17 protein-coding genes are annotated in these 22,181 nt (G+C 71.8%); 9 read left to right on the top strand and 8 right to left on the bottom strand.

All coding sequences use genetic code 11. The features are described from left to right. Window positions 1-1,291 (bottom strand): cbb3-type cytochrome c oxidase subunit I (locus tag Q1K26_RS04485; protein WP_300007875.1); only part of this gene is annotated, 1,291 nt, incomplete at its 3' end. Window positions 1,292-1,386: 95 nt separating this feature from the next. On the opposite strand from Q1K26_RS04485, the gene Q1K26_RS04480 reads away from it, so the two are divergent. After that, window positions 1,387-2,193, top strand: a complete 807-nt coding sequence (locus Q1K26_RS04480; RefSeq protein WP_300007874.1) for an ABC transporter permease — start codon at window positions 1,387-1,389, stop codon at window positions 2,191-2,193. On the opposite strand, the gene Q1K26_RS04475 is transcribed toward Q1K26_RS04480, so the two are convergent. Then, complete coding sequence (locus tag Q1K26_RS04475) at window positions 2,178-3,653, bottom strand: ATPase (RefSeq protein ID WP_300007873.1); 1,476 nt, start codon at window positions 3,651-3,653, stop codon at window positions 2,178-2,180. The genes Q1K26_RS04480 and Q1K26_RS04475 overlap by 16 nt on opposite strands. A gap of 44 nt (window positions 3,654-3,697) precedes the next feature. After that, complete coding sequence (locus tag Q1K26_RS04470) at window positions 3,698-4,507, bottom strand: PIG-L family deacetylase (protein ID WP_300007872.1); 810 nt, start codon at window positions 4,505-4,507, stop codon at window positions 3,698-3,700. A gap of 54 nt (window positions 4,508-4,561) precedes the next feature. Here Q1K26_RS04470 and Q1K26_RS04465 point away from each other — a divergent pair, with 54 nt between their 5' ends. Continuing rightward, on the top strand, window positions 4,562-5,389 hold the full coding sequence (locus Q1K26_RS04465) for a hypothetical protein (protein WP_300007871.1): 828 nt from the start codon (window positions 4,562-4,564) through the stop codon (window positions 5,387-5,389). A gap of 29 nt (window positions 5,390-5,418) precedes the next feature. Here Q1K26_RS04465 and Q1K26_RS04460 read toward each other — a convergent pair whose 3' ends face one another. Further along, complete coding sequence (locus tag Q1K26_RS04460) at window positions 5,419-7,254, bottom strand: AAA family ATPase (protein ID WP_300007870.1); 1,836 nt, start codon at window positions 7,252-7,254, stop codon at window positions 5,419-5,421. A gap of 69 nt (window positions 7,255-7,323) precedes the next feature. Then, complete coding sequence (locus Q1K26_RS04455; RefSeq protein WP_300007869.1) at window positions 7,324-8,451, bottom strand: NDMA-dependent alcohol dehydrogenase; 1,128 nt, start codon at window positions 8,449-8,451, stop codon at window positions 7,324-7,326. 167 nt (window positions 8,452-8,618) lie between these two features. Between Q1K26_RS04455 and Q1K26_RS04450 the strand changes: the two genes are divergently transcribed. From Q1K26_RS04450 to fdxA, 6 genes are all read left to right on the top strand, one after another. Continuing rightward, window positions 8,619-10,214, top strand: coding sequence for a benzoate-CoA ligase family protein (locus Q1K26_RS04450; RefSeq protein WP_300007868.1), 1,596 nt, complete (start codon window positions 8,619-8,621; stop codon window positions 10,212-10,214). Between the two features lie 32 nt (window positions 10,215-10,246). Next, window positions 10,247-10,507 carry a ribbon-helix-helix domain-containing protein gene (locus Q1K26_RS04445; RefSeq protein ID WP_300007867.1) on the top strand — a complete coding sequence of 87 codons (261 nt, stop codon included), beginning with the start codon at window positions 10,247-10,249 and terminating at the stop codon, window positions 10,505-10,507. Further along, a complete protein-coding gene (locus tag Q1K26_RS04440; protein WP_300007866.1) occupies window positions 10,497-10,817 on the top strand; it encodes a type II toxin-antitoxin system PemK/MazF family toxin in 321 nt (106 codons plus the stop codon). The genes Q1K26_RS04445 and Q1K26_RS04440 overlap by 11 nt, the downstream gene beginning before the upstream one ends. Before the next feature lie 239 nt (window positions 10,818-11,056). Next, window positions 11,057-12,772, top strand: coding sequence for a 2,3-epoxybenzoyl-CoA dihydrolase (gene boxC / locus Q1K26_RS04435; protein ID WP_300007865.1), 1,716 nt, complete (start codon window positions 11,057-11,059; stop codon window positions 12,770-12,772). 3 nt (window positions 12,773-12,775) lie between these two features. Next, entirely contained in the window at window positions 12,776-14,188 is a 1,413-nt protein-coding gene (gene boxB / locus Q1K26_RS04430; RefSeq protein ID WP_300007864.1) for a benzoyl-CoA 2,3-epoxidase subunit BoxB, read from the top strand. Window positions 14,189-14,256: 68 nt separating this feature from the next. Then, window positions 14,257-14,613: a ferredoxin gene (fdxA, locus tag Q1K26_RS04425; protein ID WP_363320421.1), complete on the top strand. Its 357-nt coding sequence runs from the start codon at window positions 14,257-14,259 to the stop codon at window positions 14,611-14,613. A 560-nt stretch (window positions 14,614-15,173) separates the two neighbouring features. Here fdxA and Q1K26_RS04420 read toward each other — a convergent pair. After that, window positions 15,174-16,391: an ATP-binding protein gene (locus Q1K26_RS04420; protein WP_300007863.1), complete on the bottom strand. Its 1,218-nt coding sequence runs from the start codon at window positions 16,389-16,391 to the stop codon at window positions 15,174-15,176. A gap of 297 nt (window positions 16,392-16,688) precedes the next feature. Between Q1K26_RS04420 and ppdK the strand changes: the two genes are divergently transcribed. After that, on the top strand, window positions 16,689-19,460 hold the full coding sequence (ppdK, locus tag Q1K26_RS04415; protein WP_300007862.1) for a pyruvate, phosphate dikinase: 2,772 nt from the start codon (window positions 16,689-16,691) through the stop codon (window positions 19,458-19,460). A 12-nt stretch (window positions 19,461-19,472) separates the two neighbouring features. Here the strand turns inward: ppdK and Q1K26_RS04410 are convergent, their stop codons facing one another. Further along, on the bottom strand, window positions 19,473-20,996 hold the full coding sequence (locus Q1K26_RS04410) for an alpha/beta fold hydrolase (protein ID WP_300007860.1): 1,524 nt from the start codon (window positions 20,994-20,996) through the stop codon (window positions 19,473-19,475). Window positions 20,997-21,139: 143 nt separating this feature from the next. Continuing rightward, window positions 21,140-22,144, bottom strand: coding sequence for an LLM class flavin-dependent oxidoreductase (locus Q1K26_RS04405; protein WP_300007859.1), 1,005 nt, complete (start codon window positions 22,142-22,144; stop codon window positions 21,140-21,142). Window positions 22,145-22,181 lie beyond the last annotated feature (37 nt).

The raw sequence follows: 22,181 nt of genomic DNA, 5'->3' as shown, positions 1-22,181 counted from the left end.
GGAACTTGCCCAGCGTCTCGTCCATCATCCGGCCGGTCATCTTCGGGAACCAGAAGTAGATGCCGGCGTAGGTGGCGAACACGATCGTGCCGAACAGCACGTAGTGGAAGTGCGCCACCACGAAGTAGGTGTCCGAGACGTGGAAGTCGATCGGCGGGCTGGCCAGCAGCACCCCGGTGAGGCCGCCGAAGAGGAACGTGGCCAGGAAGCCGACCGAGAACAGCATCGGGGTCTCGAAGGTGATCTTCCCGCGCCACATCGTGCCGATCCAGTTGACGAACTTGATGCCGGTGGGGATCGCGATGAGGAACGTGGTGAAGGCGAAGAACGACAGCAGGATCGCGCCGGTGGCGTACATGTGGTGTGCCCACACGGCCACCGACAGCACCGCGATCGCGATCGTCGCGTAGATCAGGGTCTTGTAGCCGAACACCGGCTTGCGGCTGAACACCGGGAAGATCTCCGAGACGATGCCGAAGAACGGCAGCGCCACGATGTAGACCTCCGGATGGCCGAAGAACCAGAACAGGTGCTGGTAGAGGATCGTGCCGCCGTTGGCGGGGTCGAACACGTGCGCGCCGAGGTGCCGGTCGGCGAGCAGCCCGAACAGGGCGGCGGTGAGCACCGGGAACGCGATGAGGACCAGCAGCGCCGTGACGAAGATGTTCCAGGTGAAGATCGGCATCCGGAACATCGTCATGCCGGGCGCGCGCATGCAGACGATCGTGGTGATGAAGTTGACGCCGCCGAGGATGGTGCCCAGGCCGGCGACGATCAACCCGGTGATCCACAGGTCGCCGCCCGCTCCCGGTGAGTACGTGGCGGTGGACAGCGGCGTGTAGGCGAACCAGCCGAAGTCCGCCGCCCCGCCGGGGGTCAGGAACCCGGCCATCACCATGAGGCCGCCGAAGAGGAACAGCCAGTAGGAGAACGCGTTGAGCCGCGGGAACGCGACGTCGGGCGCGCCGATCTGCAGCGGCACGATGTAGTTGGCGAAACCGAACAGGATCGGCGTGGCGTAGAGCAGCAGCATGATCGTGCCGTGCATGGTGAACAGCTGGTTGTACTGCTCGTTGGACAGGAACTGCTGCCCCGGCACCGCCAGCTCGCCGCGCATCAGCAGGGCCATCGCCCCGCCGGCCAGGAAGAAGCCGAACGACGTGACCATGTACAGGATCGCGATGTCCTTGGGGTCCGTGGTCCTGATCATCTTCAGGAACGTGGAACCCTTGCCGGTCCGCCGCGCCGGGTACGGGCGCGACGTGATCGGCTTCGGGGCAACGGCTGTCACGTCTTCACTCCCTGCGGTGGTCTGCTGAGCTAGCGAGGAGCTTAGCTCTACTCGCCGTCGAAGGCGCCCCCGGGCGTGTGAAGTACAGGAGCGACATGGCGATCGTGTGGGGACCCGCCCTGGTGGGGGCCATGGTGGTGGCCGTCGCGCTGGCGGCGGCGGCGGCGTGGGCGGCCCGGCTGGGCACGTCACGGGCGAGCATCACGGCGGCCGTGCGCGCGACGCTGCAGCTCGCAGCGGTGTCGCTGCTCGTCGGCGCCATCGTCGGGTCGTTCGCGCTGAGTGCGGCCTTCGTCGCGGTGATGGTGGTCGTGGCGAGTCGCACCGCCGGTCGACGGATGACCGGCGGTCGCAGCGGCTGGTGGGCGGCCGTGCCGATCGCCCTGGCACCGCTGCCGGTGGTGGGGGCACTGGTCCTGGCCGGAGTGGTGCCCCCGACCGGGATAGCGGTGATCCCGACCGCCGGCATCCTCATCGGGGGCACGATGACGGCGACCGCCCTGGCCGGGAGACGGGCCCTCGACGAGCTGGAGTCCCGGCGCGGCGAGGTGGAGGCCGCCCTGTCGCTCGGGTTCCTCGCGCGGGACGCGGCGATGGAGATCTGCCGCCCGTCCGCGGCGTCGGCGCTGGTGCCGGTGACCGACCAGACCCGGACCGTGGGGCTGGTCACCCTGCCGGGCGCGTTCGTCGGCATGCTGCTCGGCGGCGCCTCGCCCGTGGAGGCCGGCGCGGTGCAGTTGCTCGTGCTGGTACTGCTGCTCGCCGTGGAGACCGTGGCCGTCGCACTGACGGTGGAGCTGGTGTGTCGCGGGCGGGTGCACCGCGACACCGAGCCCGCCGAGATCCTGGCCGAGCGCTCTCCCCCGCGGTTGCGCAGGAAGGTCGATCAGCTCCCGGAGTAGAGGCGTTCCAGATCGACCAGCTCGACGTCGTCGCGGGACGCGGCCGTCGCGGACAGCTCGGGGGTGAAGCCCGAGCGGGAGTACAGCATCCGGCGCATCCCGGTCACCTCGTGGCCGCGGGTGGCGAGCAACGCGGCGATGCCGTCCAACCGCCCCAGGTCGCCTTCTCCGACGAGCCGGTTCGTCGCCTTCGCCCCGCCGATGGCTCGGATCCGCGCGCCCGACCGGTGCAGTGTCTCGCCATCGGCCAGCGCGACGACGTCGAGCTCGTGGCGGGCCCGCCCGGCCGGGTCGTTCAGGACCGCGGGTCCCACGACCGACACCCCACCGCCCAGCGTGGCCGCAGAGGCGTGCCGCAGCGTCCACTCCCGGGCCAGCTCCTCGACGTGCGGGCCGAGGATCCGGCTGCGTACCACGTCGCGCGAGGCCACCCAGGCCTCCGCGGCCCGTCGTTCCTCGTACTGGGCCTGCCGCGGCCGCACGACGAGCATGCCGAACCGGATGATCGGGTCGGCGACGGTGTACACCGGTCTACGCCGGGTGAGCACGTCCTCGGACCGGCGGATGAACCCGGCCGTCTGCAACACGTCGAGCGGGTGCCAGAGGCTGCGCGCGTCCCGACCGAGCACGCCGGCGATCGCTCCGGGACTCGTCTCGCCCGCGGCGACCGCCGCGAGCACCGACTGGTACAAGGCGCGGTCGACGATGCGGGGATCCTCCCGCAGCAGGTGGTCGGTCTCGGCGAACAGCGCGTGCGAGGGGTTGAGGAGGTAGCGCTGCACCCAGCCGTCGAGGTCGTCCGGGGCGCGTGGCGCATCGTCGGTGAGATCGCGGTAGCCGGGCGTTCCGCCGACGAGCGCGTGCAGCCGCAGCGCGACCTCCGGATCGTCGATCCCCCAGAACGACCCGGCGGTGCGGTACTCGAACGGACGGATCAACAGGTTGAGCCGCGCCCGGCCACGCAGCGGCCGCGCGCCCGAGAGCAGTTCGGACATCACGGAGAACGCCGACCCGCACACGATCAGCTTCGCTGCCGGGCTCCGGTCGTCCTGGCGGGCGTCGTCGTAGATCGCCTGGATGACCGACGGGAGCTCCGGCGCGCCGCGCAGCAGGTAGGGAAACTCGTCGAGCACGACGAGCCGACCCGGACCGGGGCCGTCGAGGCCGAGCGCGAGCCGCAGCGCCGTGGTCCAGTCGTCCAGAGCGAGCTCGCCGGGAAGTCCGAGCGCGGTCGCGATCGATCGGCCGAAGCGCAGCAGTGCCGGCTTGCGCTCGTCCTCGACCGCCAGGCCGTACACGCCCCGGTGGGCGGCCACCAGGCGCCTGAGCAGGAAGCTCTTGCCCTGGCGCCGCCGACCCAGCACCACGCCGATCTCCACGCCGGGTCGCGGACCGGACGCGAAGGCGTCCAGATCCGCCCACTCGACCTCCCGGTCGAAGAGATCGGCTGGCCGCGCCACGTCGTCATACTAACTCGAGTTGGACCAACTTCAGTTGGTTCGACTCAACGCATCGGGATGAACAGCTCCTCGAACAGCTCCGGGACCGCGGCCGGGTTGGGCGGCGGGTCCACGATGTAGAACTCGGTGCCCATACCCATCGCGAACATCGGGTCGGGCATCGCGATGAGGAAGTGGTCGGGGGCGATCTGGCTGGCGTGGGCGCGCATCGAGGCCTTCTTCTGCTCCACGAAGTCGACGGCGTCGACGCGGTGGGTGATCTCGGACTCCGGCTTGCCGAAGGTCGGCGCCTCCCGGTTCGGCGGCTCCCAGCCCTCGGGCAGGTCACCGTTGTCGGCCATCCCGCGGATGCCCCTGGTCATCCAGTCCCGGTTGATCGTGCCCTGCACGACGACCGGCACCGCGGAGAGCTCCCCCGCCCGCCTGCCGACGCGGTGCACCTGGATGTGGTCGGGGTGGCCGTAGCCGCCGTTGTCGTCGTAGACGGTGAGGATGTCGGGCTCCTCCTCGTCGAGGATCACCGCGAGCCGCTTCGCGGCGTGCTCGACGTCGGCCTGCCAGAAGCAGTACGGCGCGTCGTTGCTGGGCTCGCCGATCATGCCCGAGTCGGTGTAGCCCAGGAACTCCACGCGCTTGGCCCCGATGGCCGCCGCGCTCTCGTAGCACTCCGCCGAACGCCGCACGGCCAGCTGCTCGCCCGGGGCCAGCACACCCGGCACCGGTTCGCCCAGCTCGCCGCGGGTGGCGAAGACCAGCACGACACGGTGCCCGGCCGCCGCGGCGCGGGCGAGCGTGCCCGCGGAGCCGACCGACTCGTCGTCGGGATGGGCGTGAAAGGAGACGATGGTTCCCACGACGCGAGCCTACGGCTCATCGGCGCGCCGGGTACGACCGCGATACTGATCGTCATGTGGACGCGGGTGGTGGCCGCCGCGGGCTCGCTGCTGATCGTCGCGGGATGCACGTCGGGGGCGACCGGGGTCCCGGCCGGGCCCGACCCGGTGAGCGTCTCCGACCTGGTGGACGCCCCGTGCGGTGCGCTCGACGACGCGCAGGTGGCCGTGCTGGGCTACCGCACCCCGGGGACCTCCGGACCGGCGCCGGACGGCACCCGGCTGGAGTGCCGCTGGGAGGGCGCGACGGGCTCGGTGGGCGTCGGCGCGTCGGAGGGCCCGCTGGCGAGCGGTCTCGGGCGTGCGGGCCGGGTCGGCGGGCTGGCGACGCTGGAGATCGAGCTGGTGCGGACCTGCGTCGTGCACCTGACCCGGCCCGGGGGTGGCTCGCTGGTCGTGCGGGCGGAGGCCGACGCCGATCCCTGTGCCCCGGCGCGCGCCACCGCGGCCGCGGTGCTGGAGACCCTGTCACCCACCGTCCAGGCCCCGACACCCCGGGTGGCGTGCGACGTCCTGTCCACCGGCACCGTCGACCTGGTCATCGGTTCGCCGGACGATCCGGGGACCCCGGACGGCGCCGGCCGCTGCCGCTGGAGCGGCCCGGCGGCCACGGTCTCCGTGACGCTCTCCGGCGGGACGCCCGGCGAGCTCGCCGAGGACCCCGGCTCGCGGCGCGCCCTGATCGGGGGTCGGGAGGCGGTGGAGCGGGTGGACGGCGCCCGCTGCACGCTCGCCTTCGAGGCGGAGCCCCGCGAGCAGGTCGAGGTGGAGGACGGCGGAGCCGACGGGCGCCGGGCCTGCGCGCGGGCGCGCGTGGCCGCCGCGGACCTGCTCGACGGCTGAGGAACCCTCGCCGTCCCGGGAGGGTGCTGCTAGGCCAGGATCCGGGTCAGGGCGGGGGCGATGTCGGCGAGCCGCGTCACCACCTGCGCACGCCCTCCGCCGCGCGCGGCCAACGGGAACGCCGCCGCCTCGGCGTCCGCGCCGCCGAGCGGCACCAGGACGTGCAGCCGGTCGATGCCGCCCAGCGCCTCGGCCGGGTCGTCGCCCGCGGTGTGCAGGCAGTCGGACAGCAGCACGACGAACCGCTCGTCGGCCACCGCGGACGCCAGCTGCTTCGACGCCTCCCGCAACCCGGCCGCGAGGTCGGTGGTGCCGTGTCCGCGCAGCGCGATGAGGTCCGAGAGCAGCTCCTCGGGCGGGCGCCGCACGCCCTGCTCCTGCAGCACCCGCACCCCGGCCCCGAACGCGAGCACGGACGGCTGCAGCTGGGGTGGCCCGGTCTCGTTGGCCACCACGACCCCGGCCGCGGCGACCGCGGCCAGCGCCACCGCGAGGCCCTTCATCGACCCGGAGATGTCCACGACCAGGCAGACCGCGCGCCGGTGCGCGGTCCAGGTGCGGGTGACCAGCTCCTCGGGCCGCCGCGATGCCGACGGGTCCCACGCCTCCAGGGTCCGGTCGAGGTCCAGGTCGCCGTCGAGGCGGCGCGACGGGCCGAGCCGCCGGGTGCCCCGCGCCTTGGCCGGTCCGACCCGCCCGAGCCGGATGAACACCCGCCCCGCGAGCCGCCGCGCGGCCGCCCGCAGGGCGACGTCGGTGGCCACGGCCATGTCGGCGAGCATCGCGGCCGCACCCTCCGGGTCCTCGCCCGCGAGCCGGTCGAAGGCGTCGACGTCGAGCTCGCCCGGCTCGGGTGAGACCTCGTCGAACGACGGGTGGTTGGCCGCGATCTGCTGCCGGCCCTGGGTGCGCCCCGGCTGCTCCCGGCCCGGCCGCGACCGCTGCTGGAAGCCCGGGTTGTGCCCCGGGCTAGGCGCTTTTCCCTCGGCGTCCGGGGAGTCCGGGGGGTCGGTCTCCGATGCGTCATCGTCGTCGGCGGGCCAGTGCGCGTCGAGCAGCTCGTCGATCACCGACTCGGCGGTGCGGTCCACGCCGTCGACGATCCGGATACGGCCCGACAGCGCGGCGTAGGCGGCGTCGCGCGCGGTCTCCCGCGACGGATCGACCTCCTTGCGCAGGTCGGCCAGCCCGGTCAGGACCAGCGAGAGGTCGATCGCGCCGCGCACCGAGCTGCCCATCCGGACGTCGCGGTGCTCGCGGGTGGCGCGGGTCAGCGTCACCGAGAGGTCGACCCAACGACCGGCCAGCCCGCTCACCGAGGAGGTGATGGCCCGCTCCCCGTCGAGGTCCTGGTAGCCGAGCACCACGCGGCACATGCGGTCGGCGATCGCCTGGCTCACCCGGGCGGTGCCCACCGCGTCGAACGGGTTCATCGCGGCGATCAGCCGGAAGTCCTTGCCCGCGTGCACGGTGCCCAGCCGCGGGACCGCGATCTCGCCCTCGGTCAGCACCGTGATCAGGACGTTGAGGGTCTCCTCGGGGACGCGGTTGAGCTCCTCCATGTAGAGCAGCCCGCCGGTGCGCATCGCGGTGATCAGCGGGCCGTCGACGAAGGAGTCGGGCTGGTAGCCGGTGGCGAGCACCTGCGACGGGTCGAACTGGCCGACCAGACGCGCGGGTGTCAGCTCGGCGTTGCCCTCGACGAACACCACCTCCTGCCCGGTGTCGGCGGCGATGGAGCGCAACAGGGTGGACTTGCCGGTACCCGGGGGGCCCTCGATGACGACGTGCCGCCCGGTGACGAGCGCGACGGTGAGCACCTCGCGCTCGCGCCGGAGCCCGACGACGGGGGTGGGGGCGTTCATGCAGACCTTCCGTGGGACACGCGAACGGCACCCCCGCGGGGGTGCCGTTCGCTCAGGGGATGCCGGTCGTCAGCTGTAGACGATGACGCCCTTCTGGTTCTTGCCCGCGTGCATGGCCTCGTAGCCGGTGCCGATCTGGTCGAGCGAGTAGGTCGTGGTGATGACCTCGTCGAGCTTCAGCGCACCGGCGCGGTAGAGCTCGATCTGGCGCTTGATGTCCCAGTTGGGGTTGGACTCGCCGAACAGCGATCCCTGGATGCGCTTCTGGAACAGGGTGACGTCGGCCAGCGAGACCGGCAGCGGGGTGGTGTCGGCAATGTTGCCCAGCGCGGTGACGACGACGGTGCCCGCCTTGCGGATCGACGCCATGGCCTGCCCGACGTACTCCGGCTTGATGACGCCGACGGTGATGATCGCGGAGTCGGCGCCCTGGCCGTTGGTGAACTGCTTGGCCAGCTCGGTGGCCTCCTCCATGGTCTCGACGCCGTGCGTGGCGCCGAGCTGGGTGGCGTTCTCGCGCTTCAGGGCGACCGGGTCGACGGCGATGATGTTGGCCGCACCGGCGTGCGCCGCACCCTGCACCGCGTTGATCCCGACGCCGCCGATGCCCATGACGATGACGGTGTGCCCGGGCTGGACCTCCGCGGAGTTGACCGCGGAGCCCCAACCGGTGCCGACGTTGCAGCCGAGCAGGCAGACCTTGTCCAGCGGCAGGTCCTCGTCGACCTTCACCACGGAGTCGGCCGAGACGGTGGTGGTCTCGACGAAGGTGGAGATGCCGCACATCTGGCCGACCGGGTCACCGCCGTCGGACAGCTTGAGCCGGAAGCTGGAGGTGTCCTCCCAGCGCGAGCCGGCGAGCAGCCCGGCGCCGAGGTCGCAGAGGTTCTGCTGGCCCGAGGCGCACCAGCGGCAGTGACCGCAGGAGGGCAGGAAGGAGAAGACGACGTGGTCGCCCTCCTTGATGCCCTTGTGGTTGGGCGGGGCGGCGGTGACGATGCCGGCACCCTCGTGGCCGCCGGCGAAGGGGTAGACGCCGACGGGGATGTCACCGGTGGCGACGTGGTCGTCGGAGTGACACAGGCCCGACGCGACGAGCTTGACCTGGACCTCGCCGGGACGGGGGTCGTCCACCTCGAGGTCGACGACCTCGTACTTGCCGGGTGCCTGACGGACGATCGCTCCGCGGGTCTGCATGTGTTCTCCCTTGAACAGTCGGGGGGTAGCCGCATTACGCCCGGCTCGGGGCCAGGCGCGCCACACGGTTCATAGCAGGGTGCGCATGTCTTGGGAAGGTCTACGGAACCGTTGACGCCCGGATGCGCCCCAGTAGAGTCCGGTGACCCCGAACACGGAGCGCCACCATGACGGAACCGTTCAACGCCGCCACGTTTCTGACCGAGGACCGCATCGCCGCGGGGGACGCGGACCGGGTCGCGATCCACCATCCGCGCGGCGCCCACACCTACCGGCAGCTGACCGAGGAGGTGCGCCGGGTCGCCGCGGGGCTGGTCGCGATCGGGGTGCGCCCCGAGGAGCGGGTGCTGCTGTCCATGGTCGACGACGTGGAGCTGGCCACCGGCATCCTCGCCGCCATGTACGTCGGTGCGGTCGCCGTGCCGTCGTCGACGATGCTGACCGGGCCCGAGCTGCGCAAGCTCGTCGTCGACTCGCGGGCGCGGGTCCTGCTGGGCAGCAGCGAGTTCAGCGCGTCGGTCACGGAGGCCGCCGCCGACGCCCCCGACCTGCGTCACCTCGTCCTCACCGGGGACACCGCGCCGGACGTCCCGGGCGTCACGGGCCTGACCTGGGACGCGCTGTGCGCCGCGGAGCCGCTGGAGGCGCCGTACCCGACGTGGGACGAGTCGCCTGCGCTGTGGCTCTACACCTCGGGCACCACCGGGACGCCCAAGGGCGCGATGCACCGCCACGTCGACATCCGGTTCGTCTGCCAGACCTACGCCGCCCAGGTGCTGCGGATGACCCGCGACGACGTGTGCCTGTCCGCGGCCAAGCTGTTCTTCGCCTACGGCATCGGCAACTCGCTGTTCTTCCCGCTCTCGGTGGGTGCCGCCGCGGTGCTCGAACCCGCCCGCCCCAACCCGACGCTGTTCGCCGAGCGGATCGCTGCGTACGGCGTCACCCTCTTCTTCGGCGGCCCGAGTTTCTGGGGGCCGCTGATGGCCGCCGACCTCCCTCCCGGGACGTTCTCGACCGTGCGCAACGGCGTGTCCGCGGGCGAGGCCCTGCCCGCCCGGATGTTCCACGGCGTCAAGGAGCAGTACGGCTTCGAGATCCTCGACGGCATCGGCTCCACCGAGGCCCTGCACATCTTCATCTCCAACGTCATCGGCGGCGTGGTGCCGGGCAGCTCCGGGTTCCCGGTCCCCGGCTACGCCGTCGAGCTGCGCCGCGGCGACGGCAGCGTGATCGACGGCGTGGACGAGCCCGGGATGCTGTACGTCGCGGGCGAGTCCATCTGCACCGGCTACTGGTGCCGCACCGAGGTCAACCGCATGGTGTTCCAGGGCGAGTGGATGCGTACCGGCGACACCTACGTGCGCGGCGCCGACGGCAGCTACACCTGCCTGGGGCGCGCCGACGACGTGCTCAAGGTCGGCGGCATCTGGGTCTCCCCCACCGAGGTCGAGACCCGGCTGCTGGAGCACCCCGGCCTCGCCGAGGCCGTCGTCGTGGGGGTGCCCGACGCCGACGGGCTCGACAAGCCGGTGGCCTACGTCGTGCCCCGGCCCGGGCACACCCTCGACCCCGACGAGATCGTCGCGTTCTGCCGTGCCGGTCTCGCGTCGTTCAAGCGGCCCCGGCAGGTCATCGAGGTGGCCGAGCTGCCCAAGACCGCGACCGGGAAGATCCAGCGCTTCCGGCTGCGCGCCCAGGCCGCCGCCACGGTCACACCCGTCCCGACCACGGCCGCCGACGTGGCGGAGGCGCAGGCGTAGCCGCCGTCATCCATTCACCGTATGATCGCCTCATGTCCGAGGCCACACAGGTCGCCTTCCAGATCGACAATCAGCGACTTGCCGAGATCGACGCGCTCGTCGCCGATCACGAATTCCGTTCCCGGGCCGAGGCGCTGCGTGCCGCCGTCGGCGAATTTCTGGCGCAGCGCCGGGAAGCGCGTGTCGACGCCCAGCTCGAAGCCGGCTACCGAGCACACCCGCAGGGCGCCGACGAGGCGGCGTGGGCCGAGATCAGCGTGGAGAGCCTGCGGGAAGCCGACCTTGACTGGTAGGAATCCGCGTCGCGGGGAGATCTGGCTGGCCGAGATGGACAAGGTGCGACCGGCGGTGGTGATGCATCGCGACTTCGCCGGACGCCGACTGAACTCGGTTCTCGTCGTGCCGCTCATCTCGACGCTGCGCGAGGTGCCGACCGCCGTCCGTCTCGGGCCGGCCGACGGGCTGGATCGCGACTGCATCGCCCCGCTCGACAACCTCACCAACCTCCCCCGGGAGCGGTTCGTCCGCCGCATCGGAGCCCTCGACGCGAGCCGGATGCAGGAGCTCTGCCGGGCCCTGGCCGTGGCGGTGTCGTGCGGCTGATCCCGGCCTCGGCCGCATCGAGGGCGGGGAACCGCGGCCGCGGGCTCGGCGGCTCCAGTTCGCCGCAGGCGTCGATCACCCGCGATGGCCGCCGGACGAGGTCCCGGTAGTCGTCGAGCACGCTCCCGACCGCGCCCTCGGGGCCGGTGGGCACGGCCCTGCCGGAACGGCAACGTTCTACATACTTTGCTTGTCACGCCGTTCCGTTGTAGACTTTGAGCCGATCCGTGGAGGAGCCGATGACGACCACCACCGCCGTGCCCGACAACGCCGCGCCCGACGACACCACCACCCCCGCCGTCTCGTTCGACGCCGACCCGGCCGCCTACCGGCACTGGGTGCTCGACGTGCAGGGTGAGGTCGCCTACGTCCGCCTCGACATCGCCGAGGACGGCGGGATCGTCCCGGGCTACGAGCTGAAGATGAACAGCTACGACCTGGGCGTCGACATCGAGCTCTACGACATCACCCAGCGGCTGCGCTTCACCCACCCCGGCGTCCGGTCGGTCGTGCTCACCAGCGCGAAGGACAAGAACTTCTGCGCCGGCGCCAACATCCGGATGCTGGCGCAGTCCAGCCACCCGTGGAAGGTGAACTTCTGCAAGTTCACCAACGAGACCCGCAACGGCATCGAGGACGCCACGGCGAACTCGGGCCAGACCTGGATCGCCGCGGTCAACGGCACGGCGGCGGGCGGCGGCTACGAGATGGCGCTGGCGTGCGAGCGGATCCTGCTCGTCGACGACAACTCCTCGGCCGTGTCGCTGCCCGAGGTGCCGCTGCTGGGCGTGCTGCCCGGCACCGGCGGCCTCACCCGAGTGATCGACAAGCGGAAGGTGCGCAAGGACCGCGCCGACGTGTTCGCCACGCGGCCGGAGGGCTCCCGGGGCAAGCAGGCCGTCGAGTGGAAGCTCGTCGACGAGGTGATCCCGAAGCGCGCCTGGGACTCCACGGTCGCCGAGCGCGCCGCCACCGCCGCGGCCGCCTCGAACCGCCCCACCGACGCCACCGGCGTCGACCTCCCGCCGCTGGAGCGCGAGGAGGACGCCGACGGCATCCGCTACCGCCACGTCACCGCCGTGTTCGACCGCTCCGCGGGCCACGTCGAGATCACCGTGCACGGGCCGGAGGGCGACGTGCCCGACACGGTCGCGCGCGTCCACGAGCTGGGCGCGGAGTTCTGGCCGCTGGCCATGACCCGCGAGCTCGACGACCTCGTCCTGCGGCTGCGCGCCAACGAGCTCGAGCTGGGCACCTGGATCGTACGGACCAAGGGAGACATCGAGGACGCGCTGGCGTTCGAGCGCGTCATCGAGCAGTACAGCGGGTCCGACTGGCTGGTCAACGAGATCCGGCACTACTTCAAGCGCACCCTCAAGCGCCTCGACGTCACCTCGCGCAGCCTGATCGCCCTGATCGAGCCGGGCTCCTGCTTCGCGGGTGCGCTGCTGGAGCTGGCGCTCGCCTGCGACCGCCAATACATGCTCGAGGGTCTGATGGAGGACAACGACGAGGAGGGGTCGGCCGCGCAGATCGTGCTCTCGTCCTCCAACTTCGGCACGTTCCCGATGTCCAACGGGCTGTCCCGGTTGGGCTCGCGCTTCTACGGCGACGACGACCACGTCGCCAAGCTGCGCCAGGAGACCGGGCGCCGGATCGAGGCCGCCGAGGCGATGGAGATGGGCCTGGTCACCGACGCGCCCGACGACATCGACTGGGAGGACGAGATCCGGATCATGCTGGAGGAGCGGGCCTCGCTGTCGCCCGACGCGCTGACCGGCATGGAGGCCAACCACCGGTTCGTCGGGCCCGAGACGATGGAGTCACGGATCTTCTCCCGGCTCACCGCCTGGCAGAACTGGATCTTCGTTCGTCCCAACGCGTCCGGCCCGGACGGCGCGTTGCGCAAGTACGGCACGGGACGCAAGGCCGAGTTCGACAGGAAGCGGGTTTAGGTCATGAGCATCGACTACACCGAGAAGATCCCGAACAACGTCGACCTCGCGGGCGACCGGAAGCTGCAGCGCGCCCTGGAGAGCTGGCAGCCCAACTTCCTCAACTGGTGGAAGACGATGGGCCCCGCGGTCCCCACCGAGGACGTGTACCTGCGCACCGCCGTCGACGTCGGCCGCGAGGGCTGGGCGCACTTCGGCCACGTCGCGATGGAGGAGTACCGCTGGGGCGTCTTCCTCGCCGAGCAGAACTCCGACCGCAGGATCGCGTTCGGGGAGCAGAAGGGCGAGCCGGTCTGGCAGCAGGTGCCCGGCGAGTTCCGCTCCGAGCTGCAGCGCCTGATCGTCATCCAGGGCGACACCGAGCCCGCGTCGGTCGAGCAGCAGCGCCGCCTCGGCGAGACCGCGCCGAGTCTCTACGACCTGCGCAACCTGTTCCAGGTCAACGTGGAGGAGGGTCGGCACCTCTGGGCGATGGTCTACCTGCTGCACGCCTACTTCGGGCGCAACGGGCGCGACGAGGCCGAGGCGTTGCTGCAGCGCAACTCCGGCGACCTCGACTCGCCCCGCATCCTCGGCGCGTTCAACGAGGAGACCCCGGACTGGCTGAGCTTCTTCATGTTCACCTACTTCACCGACCGGGACGGCAAGTACCAGCTCGGCACGCTGAAGGAGTCCGCGTTCGACCCCCTGAGCCGCACCTGCGAGTTCATGCTCAAGGAGGAGAGCCACCACATGTTCGTCGGCACCACCGGTGTCGACCGCGTGGTGCAGCGGGCCACGGAGCTCATGCGCGAGCACGAGACCGACGACATCGCCCCGCACGGCGGCATCTCCCTCGACGTCATCCAGCGCTACATCAACTTCCACTACTCGGTGTCGCTGGACCTGTTCGGGTCCGAGCAGTCGACGAACGCGGCCAACTACTTCACCGCCGGGCTCAAGGGCCGCTGGCAGGAGGAGCGCCGCCGCGACGACCACCTGCTCACCGAGGACGCCGCACAGATCGAGGTCGTGAAGGACGGGGTGCTGTCCACCGAGGAGGTGCCGGCCCTGCTGGCGCTGAACCACGACCTGCGCCGCGAGTACATCGCCGACTGCGAGAACGGGCTCAAGCGCTGGAACCGGGTACTCGAACAGGCCGGTGTCGACCGCAGGCTGTCGCTGCCCAGCGTGGGGTTCAACCGGGAGGTCGGGCACTTCGCCGACCACCACATCACCCCGAAGGGCGACGTCGTCGGCGCCGACGTGTGGGAGGCCAAGCGTGACGCCTGGCTGCCCACCGAGGCGGACAAGACCCACGTCCGCAGCCTCATGAAACCGGTCTACGAGCCGGGCCGGATCGCGAGCTGGATCGCGCCGCCGTCGAAGGGCATCAACGACAAGCCCTTCGACTACGAGTACGTCCACTTCGCCTGATCGCTCCTGCGGAACGCCGATGTGGCGGGTCGTGTGGCGGCCCGCCACACTTCCGGCACCCCCTCACGATGGAGATCGCCCCCATGCCGTACGTGATCGCCGAGCCGTGCATCGACGTGATGGACCGCTCCTGCGTCGACGAGTGCCCCGTCGACTGCATCTACGAGGGCGCGCGCAAGCTCTACATCTCCCCCGTCGAGTGCATCGACTGCGGGGCGTGCGAGCCGGTGTGCCCGGTGGAGGCCATCACGCAGGACCGAGCCGTGGACCCGGAGTTCGAGGCCCACGTCGAGGACAACGCCCGTTTCTTCACCGACGTCCTCCCCGGCCGGGCCGAACCGGTCGGCGATCCGGGCGGGGCGATGTCGGTCGGGGCGATCGGGGCCGACACCGAGCTCGTGGCCACGCACGAGCCGCAGGGCTGAGCGCCCGAACGGGCCGGCATCGGCCCAGGGCGCGACGCGGCCGCCGATCGGCCGCATCGCGCGCCGATCACCGTGGCCCGAACGCCGGTGCCGCACCGGGCCGTGCGGGGAGAATCCCCTAGTCCCGCCCCGCGGCCGCGCCGCATCCCCGGTCCACCGCGCCACGGCCCGGACGTTGCCCGGATCACGCGTGGGCGGAACCGACCTAGCGTTGGGTCGGAGGCCGGGACCGGCCCGACGTCCCGACCCGCACGGGAGGCATGTCATGGATCTCGACAACCTCTTCGTCTCCGACCTCTCCTGGACACCTCGTCGGCCAGACCGGCGCAGACCGCTCGACGACCCAGCCGTGGGTGAGGAGGGCGACGCCGACGACCCCCTGAACCGCTGGTGAGCCTCCGCAACGGAGCCTCCCAGCGAGGAGAGCGGCGGCGGTGACCACGGGGATCATCGGTCCGGAGGGGGACCCCCAGGTCACCGCCGTCGCCGACCGGCTGGAGGACCGGCTCCCGGCTCGGCCGGTCGAGGTGCAGAGGCCACCTGCCTGACCACTCGGACAGTCAGCTCAGCTGCCACAGGGCGCTGACCGGCATCGCCCGCATCCGACCACCGAACGGCAGCGTCTCGGTGCCGGTGTACAGGACGAGACCGGCGATCAGGTCGTCGCCGATCCGGTCTGCGAGGTGGCGCAGCCCGCGAAAGTCCTCGGCCCGAACCGTCGACGACGCCTTCACCTCGATGCCGACGACGCCACCCCGCCGGTCCTCCAGCACCGCGTCGACCTCGACGCCGTCCTTGGTCCGGTAGTGCGACAGTTCGACCCGCCGGCTCGACCAGCTCAGCTGCCGGGCCAGCTCGGCCAGCACGAAACCCTCCAGCAACGGACCGATCGGTCCGCCGGGTCGCAGCAGACTGCGAACGTCGACATCGAGCAGATCGGCCGCGACGCCGGAGTCCACGAACGCGAGCTTGGGCGTCCCGATCGCCCGCGCGGACACGTGTCGTGACCAGGCCGGGATGCGCTTGACCAGGAACACCTCCTCCAGCAACGCCAGGTATCGATGCACGCTTCGAGCTGACAGTCGCAGGTCGTTCGCCAGGGTGTTGGCGACGAGGAGCTGCGCCGACCGACCGGCCAACAGCCCGAGCAGGGCGCGCATCTCCCGCGGTCGCTCGATCTCCGAGAGCAGGCTGACATCGCGGGTGATCAGGTCGCCGACGTAGGAGTCGAGGAACCGGGAGCGGCGCTCCGGCGCCGTGCGCGCCACGGCCTCGGGAAAGCCGCCACGGACGATCCGCTCCGCGTATCCGGTCCGGCTGAGCTCGCTCGTGTGACGCAGTTCGGGACCCTCGCGGAACACCGCGTCCACGAACCCGTCGGCGGTGCCGTCGACCTCTCCCTGCGAGAACGGCCAGAGTTCGACGGTCTCGGTCCGGCCGGGGAGGGTGTCGGGGAGTGCGCGGAGACCGAGCACCCGGGCCGAGCCGGTGAGCAGGTAGCGACCCGGTCGCGGGTCCGAGTCGACCTGCTGCTTGATCGCCAGCAACAGCTCGGGAACCCGCTGGATCTCGTCGATCACCATCAGGCCGTCGGACTCGACGAAGCCGGTCGGGTCCGCGACGGCCGCGTTCCGCTGCACGTCCGAGTCGAGGTTGCGCCACTCCGCCGATCGCTCCCGCGCGAGCAGGCCGACCAACGTGCTCTTTCCACTCTGGCGCGGCCCGTTGATCACTACGACTCGGGTGTCGGTCAACGCGGCCTGCACGACGGCGGCCACCCGGCATCGGCGTCGCGAAGCTCGGGCTCACGGCTTCGATCATGCCACGGCGTACGGTGCTGCCGGCACGTTGGCCGCGGTGTTGACGGCACGTTGGTCGCACCTGAGCTGGCGGGCCGGCCGCTGGTGCGCTGGCACGCTGGTCGCAGTAGGTCACCCGGGCGAGCCCTCTCGACGCGGGGCGGCGCGCGCGTCTCGGAATCGATGCGGATGTCAAGTTGAGACCCAGATTGCGCCAGATCGACCTACGGTTGAACAACACCTTGCCCCGAGGAGTTCGTCCCCGAGGAGTCGACGATGGCCGCCCTTCCCCGTCCGGCCCGGATCGCCGGCCACGCCGGACCCCATGAGCACGGCACCCGCGCCCAGCTGGTCTTCGATTTCGCCGACGGCGATCGCAGCCAGGTCGACCTGCTCGGCGGGAAGGGGGCCAACCTCGCCGAGATGACCCGCCTGGGCCTGCCGGTTCCCCCGGGGTTCACCGTGACCACCGAGGCGTGCCGGCACTACCTCGACCGGGGCGAGGAGCCGCAGTCGCTGCGCGTGCAGGTGACGATGGCCCTGCGCCGCCTGGAGGACCAGCTCGGCCGCCGCCTCGGCGACGTCCAGGACCCGCTGCTGGTGTCCGTCCGCTCGGGGGCGAAGTACTCGATGCCGGGGATGATGGAGACCGTCCTCAACGTCGGGCTCAACGACTACTCGGTCAAGGGGCTCGCCGACGCGGCGGGGGACGAGCGGTTCGCGTGGGACTCCTACCGCAGGCTGATCCAGATGTTCGGCCGCACCGTGCTCGGCATCGACGGCGAGCGGTTCGAGCGCGAGCTCGACGACGTGAAGCGCCGCGCCGGGGTGCTGGCCGACGTGGAACTGTCGGTCGAGCACCTGCGCGAGCTGGTCGACGCGTTCAAGCAGATCGCCGCCGAGCACACCGGCCGCGAGTTCCCCCAGGACCCGCGCGAGCAGCTCGACATGGCGATGCGCGCGGTGTTCGAGTCGTGGAACACCGATCGTGCGCGGATCTACCGCCGCCGCGAGCGCATCCCGCAGGACCTCGGCACCGCGGTCAACATCTGCGCGATGGTGTTCGGCAACCTCGGCGAGTCCTCGGGCACCGGCGTCTGCTTCACCCGCGACCCGGCCAGCGGCAAGCTCGGCGTCTACGGCGACTACCTGGTCAACGCGCAGGGCGAGGACGTGGTCGCGGGAATCCGCAACACGCTGTCGCTGGAGGACTTCGCCCGCCTCGACCCGGCCTCCCACGCCGAGCTCACGAAGATCATGCGCCGGCTGGAGACGCACTACCGCGACCTGTGCGACATCGAGTTCACCGTCGAGCGCGGCAAGCTGTGGATGCTGCAGACCCGCGTGGGCAAGCGCACGGCCGCTGCGGCGTTCCGGATCGCCACGCAGCTCGTCGACGAGCACCTGATCACCGACGACGAGGCGCTGGCGCGGGTCAGCGGCCACCAGCTCGCCCAGCTGATGTTCCCGCAGTTCGACGTCGACGCCGAGCGCGCGCTGCTCACCCGCGGCATGGCGGCCTCGCCGGGCGCGGCGGTCGGCAGGGTCGTGTTCGACTCCGCCACCGCCGTCGACTGGGCGGAGCGCGGGGAGTCGGTGCTGCTGTGCCGCCGCGAGACAAACCCCGACGACCTGTCCGGCATGATCGCCGCCACGGGAGTGCTGACCAGCCGCGGCGGCAAGACCTCGCACGCCGCGGTCGTGGCCCGCGGCATGGGCCGCACCTGCGTCTGCGGCGCGGAGGAGCTCGACATCGACGCCGAGCACAAGCAGATCCGGGTGGGTGACACGGTCCTCGGCGAGGGCGACGTGCTGTCCATCGACGGCTCGACCGGCGAGGTGTTCGCGGGGCAGCTGCCCGTGGTCGACTCGCTGGTGGTGACCTACCTGGAGAAGGGCCTGGAGGCCGCGCTGGGCACCGCCGACACCGAGGCGCAGGAACTCGTGCGCGCCGTGCACCGGCTGCTCGCGCACGCCGACCGCACCCGGCGGCTGCGGGTGCGCGCCAACGCCGACACCGCCGACGACGCCGCCCGCGCCCGCCAGATGGGCGCGGAGGGCATCGGGCTGTGCCGCACCGAGCACATGTTCCTCGGCGAGCGCCGGGTGCTCATCGAGCGGCTGATCCTGGCCGACTCCGCCGAGACCAGGGACGCCGCACTGGAGGCGCTGCTCCCGTTGCAGCGCGCCGACTTCGTGGAGCTGCTGCGCGAGATGGACGGGCTGCCGACCACCATCCGGCTGCTCGACCCGCCGCTGCACGAGTTCCTGCCCGACCGCACCGAGCTCGCCGTCCGCGTGGCCGTCGCCAAGGCCACCGGCGAGCCGGACCCCACCGACGTCACCCTGCTCGCCGCCGTGGAGCGGCTGCACGAGTCCAACCCGATGCTGGGCCTGCGCGGGGTGCGGCTGGGGCTGGTCGTCCCCGGCCTGTACGCGATGCAGGTGCGGGCGATCGCCGAGGCTGCCGTCGCCCGCGCGGCCGAGGGCGGCACCCCCCGCGTCGAGATCATGGTGCCGCTGATCGGCTCGGTGATGGAGCTGCACCTGTTCCGCGACGAGATCGACGGGCTCATCGCCGGCATCCTCGACGAGGGCGGACAGTCCCTGGACATGCCGATCGGGACGATGATCGAGCTGCCCCGGGCGGCGCTGACCGCGCACCGCATCGCCGAGGTCGCCGAGTTCTTCTCCTTCGGCACCAACGACCTCACCCAGACGACCTGGGGCTTCTCGCGCGACGACGTGGAGGCCACGATCTTCGCCGCCTACCTGGAGAAGGGCGTGTTCACGGTGTCGCCGTTCGAGTCGCTGGACCGCGACGGCGTGGGCGCGCTGGTGCGCACCGCGGCCGAGGCCGGCCGCGCGGCCCGCCCGGGCATCAAGCTGGGCATCTGCGGCGAGCACGGCGGCGACCCGGACTCGGTGCACTTCTTCCACGACGCCGGCCTGGACTACGTGTCCTGCTCGCCCTACCGGGTGCCGGTGGCCCGGCTGGAGGCCGGCCGCGCGGCGCTGGCGTCGGAGACCGGGGACGGGGTGCTCTGACGATCCGGAGGGCTACGCGCCGTCCGGGGCCACCGGGACCGGCTGCGGCACCGGCTCGCACTGCACGTCGGACCCGTCCCCCGGCACCCGCTCCGGCAGGGCGCCGGTGGCGAGGTAGTCGGCGATCAGGTCGTCGGTGCACGCGATCCCCGACAGCGACGCCGAGTGCGTGTACCCGCCGACACCCTCGACCAGCACCGCGGTCGGGAAGTCGCGGCGGGCCTGCAGCGCGCCCGCGAAGGGCGTGGCACCGTCGAAGGTCTCGCTCAGCAGCAGCGCGCTCTCGACCCCGGAGCCGTCGACCTCGACCGGCGTGCCCACCTCGCCCTGCCAGAACGAGCAGGGGCCGTTGAACCAGGCGTTGGCCCAGGTCTCGAACGGTGCGATCGCGTCGACGCGGGTGTTGTCGCTGCGGACCGTGTCGTAGTCCTGCGGCCACTGCAGATCGGTGCAGATGGTGGCCAGGTAGATCGCGTAGCCGTTGTCGTCGGGGGCCTCGGGGTCGAACCCGTAGACGTCGATCAGCCCGGCCGGGTCGCCCTGGTTCACCCACGCCGAGAACGCCTCCGCGATGCCGGTGTACAGGCCGACGTTGTAGCCGGCCCCGAGGAACAGCTCGTTCCACTCGGCCGGACCGATCAGCCCGCCCGCCGGGGCCTCGCGCAGCTCGTCCTGCGTGGCGTAGTAGAGCGCCTCGACGTCCTCGCCGGAGGTGCCCAGGCCGTAGACGTCGTCGTACTTCGCGATCCAGTCGAAGAAGACCTCGATGTTGGTCTGGAACGCGACGTCCTGACCGAGGTTGGACTCGTACCAGATGTCGCGGCTGTTCACGACGCCGTCGAGCACGATCCGGCGCACCCGGTCCGGGAACAGGGTGCTGTAGACCTGCCCGAGGTAGGTGCCGTAGGAGAAGCCGTAGTAGTTGATCTGCTCCTGGCCCAGTGCCCTGCGGATGGTGTCCATGTCTCGGACGTTGTCGATGCTCGTGAGGTTGTCCAGCAGCGGGCCGCCGTTCTCGGCGCAGGCGTTCGCGTAGGCCTCGGAGCGGTCCAGCCAGGCCTGCTCGGTGCCGGCCTCGGGTTGGAAGTCCGGTCGGTTGTAGCCGGCGTAGTCGGGGATGCAGCTCAGGGCGGGCTCGCTCGCGCCGACACCGCGGGGATCGAAGCCGATCCAGTCGTAGGACGCGCCGACGCCGTTCGGGATCGCCCCGCCGAGCAGCGACAGGCCCAGGCCCGATCCGCCGGGACCGCCCGGGTTGACGAGCATGACGCCCTGGTACTCGGCGTCGGGCACCGTGTGCCGCACCCGCGACACGGCCACCCGGATCGTGGCACCGGCCGGGTCGTCGTAGTCGAGCGGGACCTCGACGAACCCGCACTCCGCACCGGCCGTGGCGAGCCGCTCGGCCGCGCACGGGCCCCACTGCACCGGCGCGGGCGTGAACTCCGGCGCCGGGGAGGCCTGCGCGACGGGCGCGGCGAGTACCCCCGCCGCCACCATCCCGACCGCCGCCGCGGCCGTGGCGAATCTCCGCACTGCGTCCCCCGATCCCGCGCGGGCACGCCACGGGATCACCCCCGTCGACCACGTCCCCCCGATCGAGTCGGAGCCTGCCACCGGCGGGCGATCAGAGCCAACCCCAACTCGGCCGTTGCCGGAAAGTCACCGGTTCGTCCCGGTCAGGCCCCGAACGTGTCGAGCGCGGCGTCCACCCGGTCGGCGATCTCCCCGGCCGCCAGCCCGTAGCTGGGGATGTAGCAGAGCAGGCGATCGTAGAGGCCGTGGAAGGCCGGGAGCTGGTCGCGGGCCTCGTCCGGGGTGCCCGCCACGGCCATCCGCTCCAGCATCGCCGGGCTCACCGCGTCGATCATCCCGGCGTGGTCGCGGGCCTTCCACGCGTCGCGGATCCGGGCGACCTCGGCGGCGAAGCCCTCCAGCTCCACCAGCGGCGAGTAGGTCCGGACGACGGTGTAGAACGCGATCTGCGCGGCGGCGTCGCGCCGGGCCCGCTCGCCGTCCTGCGCCACGCTGGTGATCACGTACCCGGCGATCGGGACCTGCGGGTCACGACCGGTGCGGGCGGCGCCTGCCGCCAGCGCGGGCCGCACGACCTCGGTGACGTAGCGGCGGGTGAAGATCGGGTGCCCGACGAGCCCGTCCGCGACGGCTCCCGCCGCCTGCACCATCCGCGCGTTGAACCCGGCCAGGTAGACCGGGATCGGCGCGCGCGGGGCCACCTCGGCGGTGGGCTGCAGCGCCATGCGGTGGAAGCGGCCCTCGTGCTGCACGCCGGCGGCGTCCATCCCCCAGATCCGGCGCAGCAACGGCACCGTCTCCTCCATCCGCGGGGCGGGCGAGGCACCGTCGATGCCGTGCCAGTCGCGCTGCATGGTGCGGGTGCCGGTGCCCAGCCCCAGGATCAGGCGGTCGCCGGAGAGCTCGGCGAGGTCGCGGGCCTCGGCCGCGAGCACCAGCGGGCTGCGGCCCACGGCGTAGGCGATGCCGCTGCCCAGCGTGATCGTCGAGGTGGCCACCGCCATCGCCGCCAGCGACACGGTGGCGGAGCGGTCGTAGAACTCGGTGGTCCAGACCGACTCGAATCCCCGTTCCTGCGCCCGCTGCGCCGCCCGCACCGCCGTGGCCAGCGTGCCGCCGTGCACCGCCACACCCATCCGCTCCGTCATCGCTCCACACTAGCGACGACACCCGTCACCGCGGTGT

Source organism: Pseudonocardia sp. (assembly GCF_029263155.1).
Lineage (GTDB): Bacteria > Actinomycetota > Actinomycetes > Mycobacteriales > Pseudonocardiaceae > Pseudonocardia.
The sequence above is the reverse complement of the archived record's forward strand: the minus strand, read 5'-3'. Positions and strand labels throughout refer to the sequence as shown.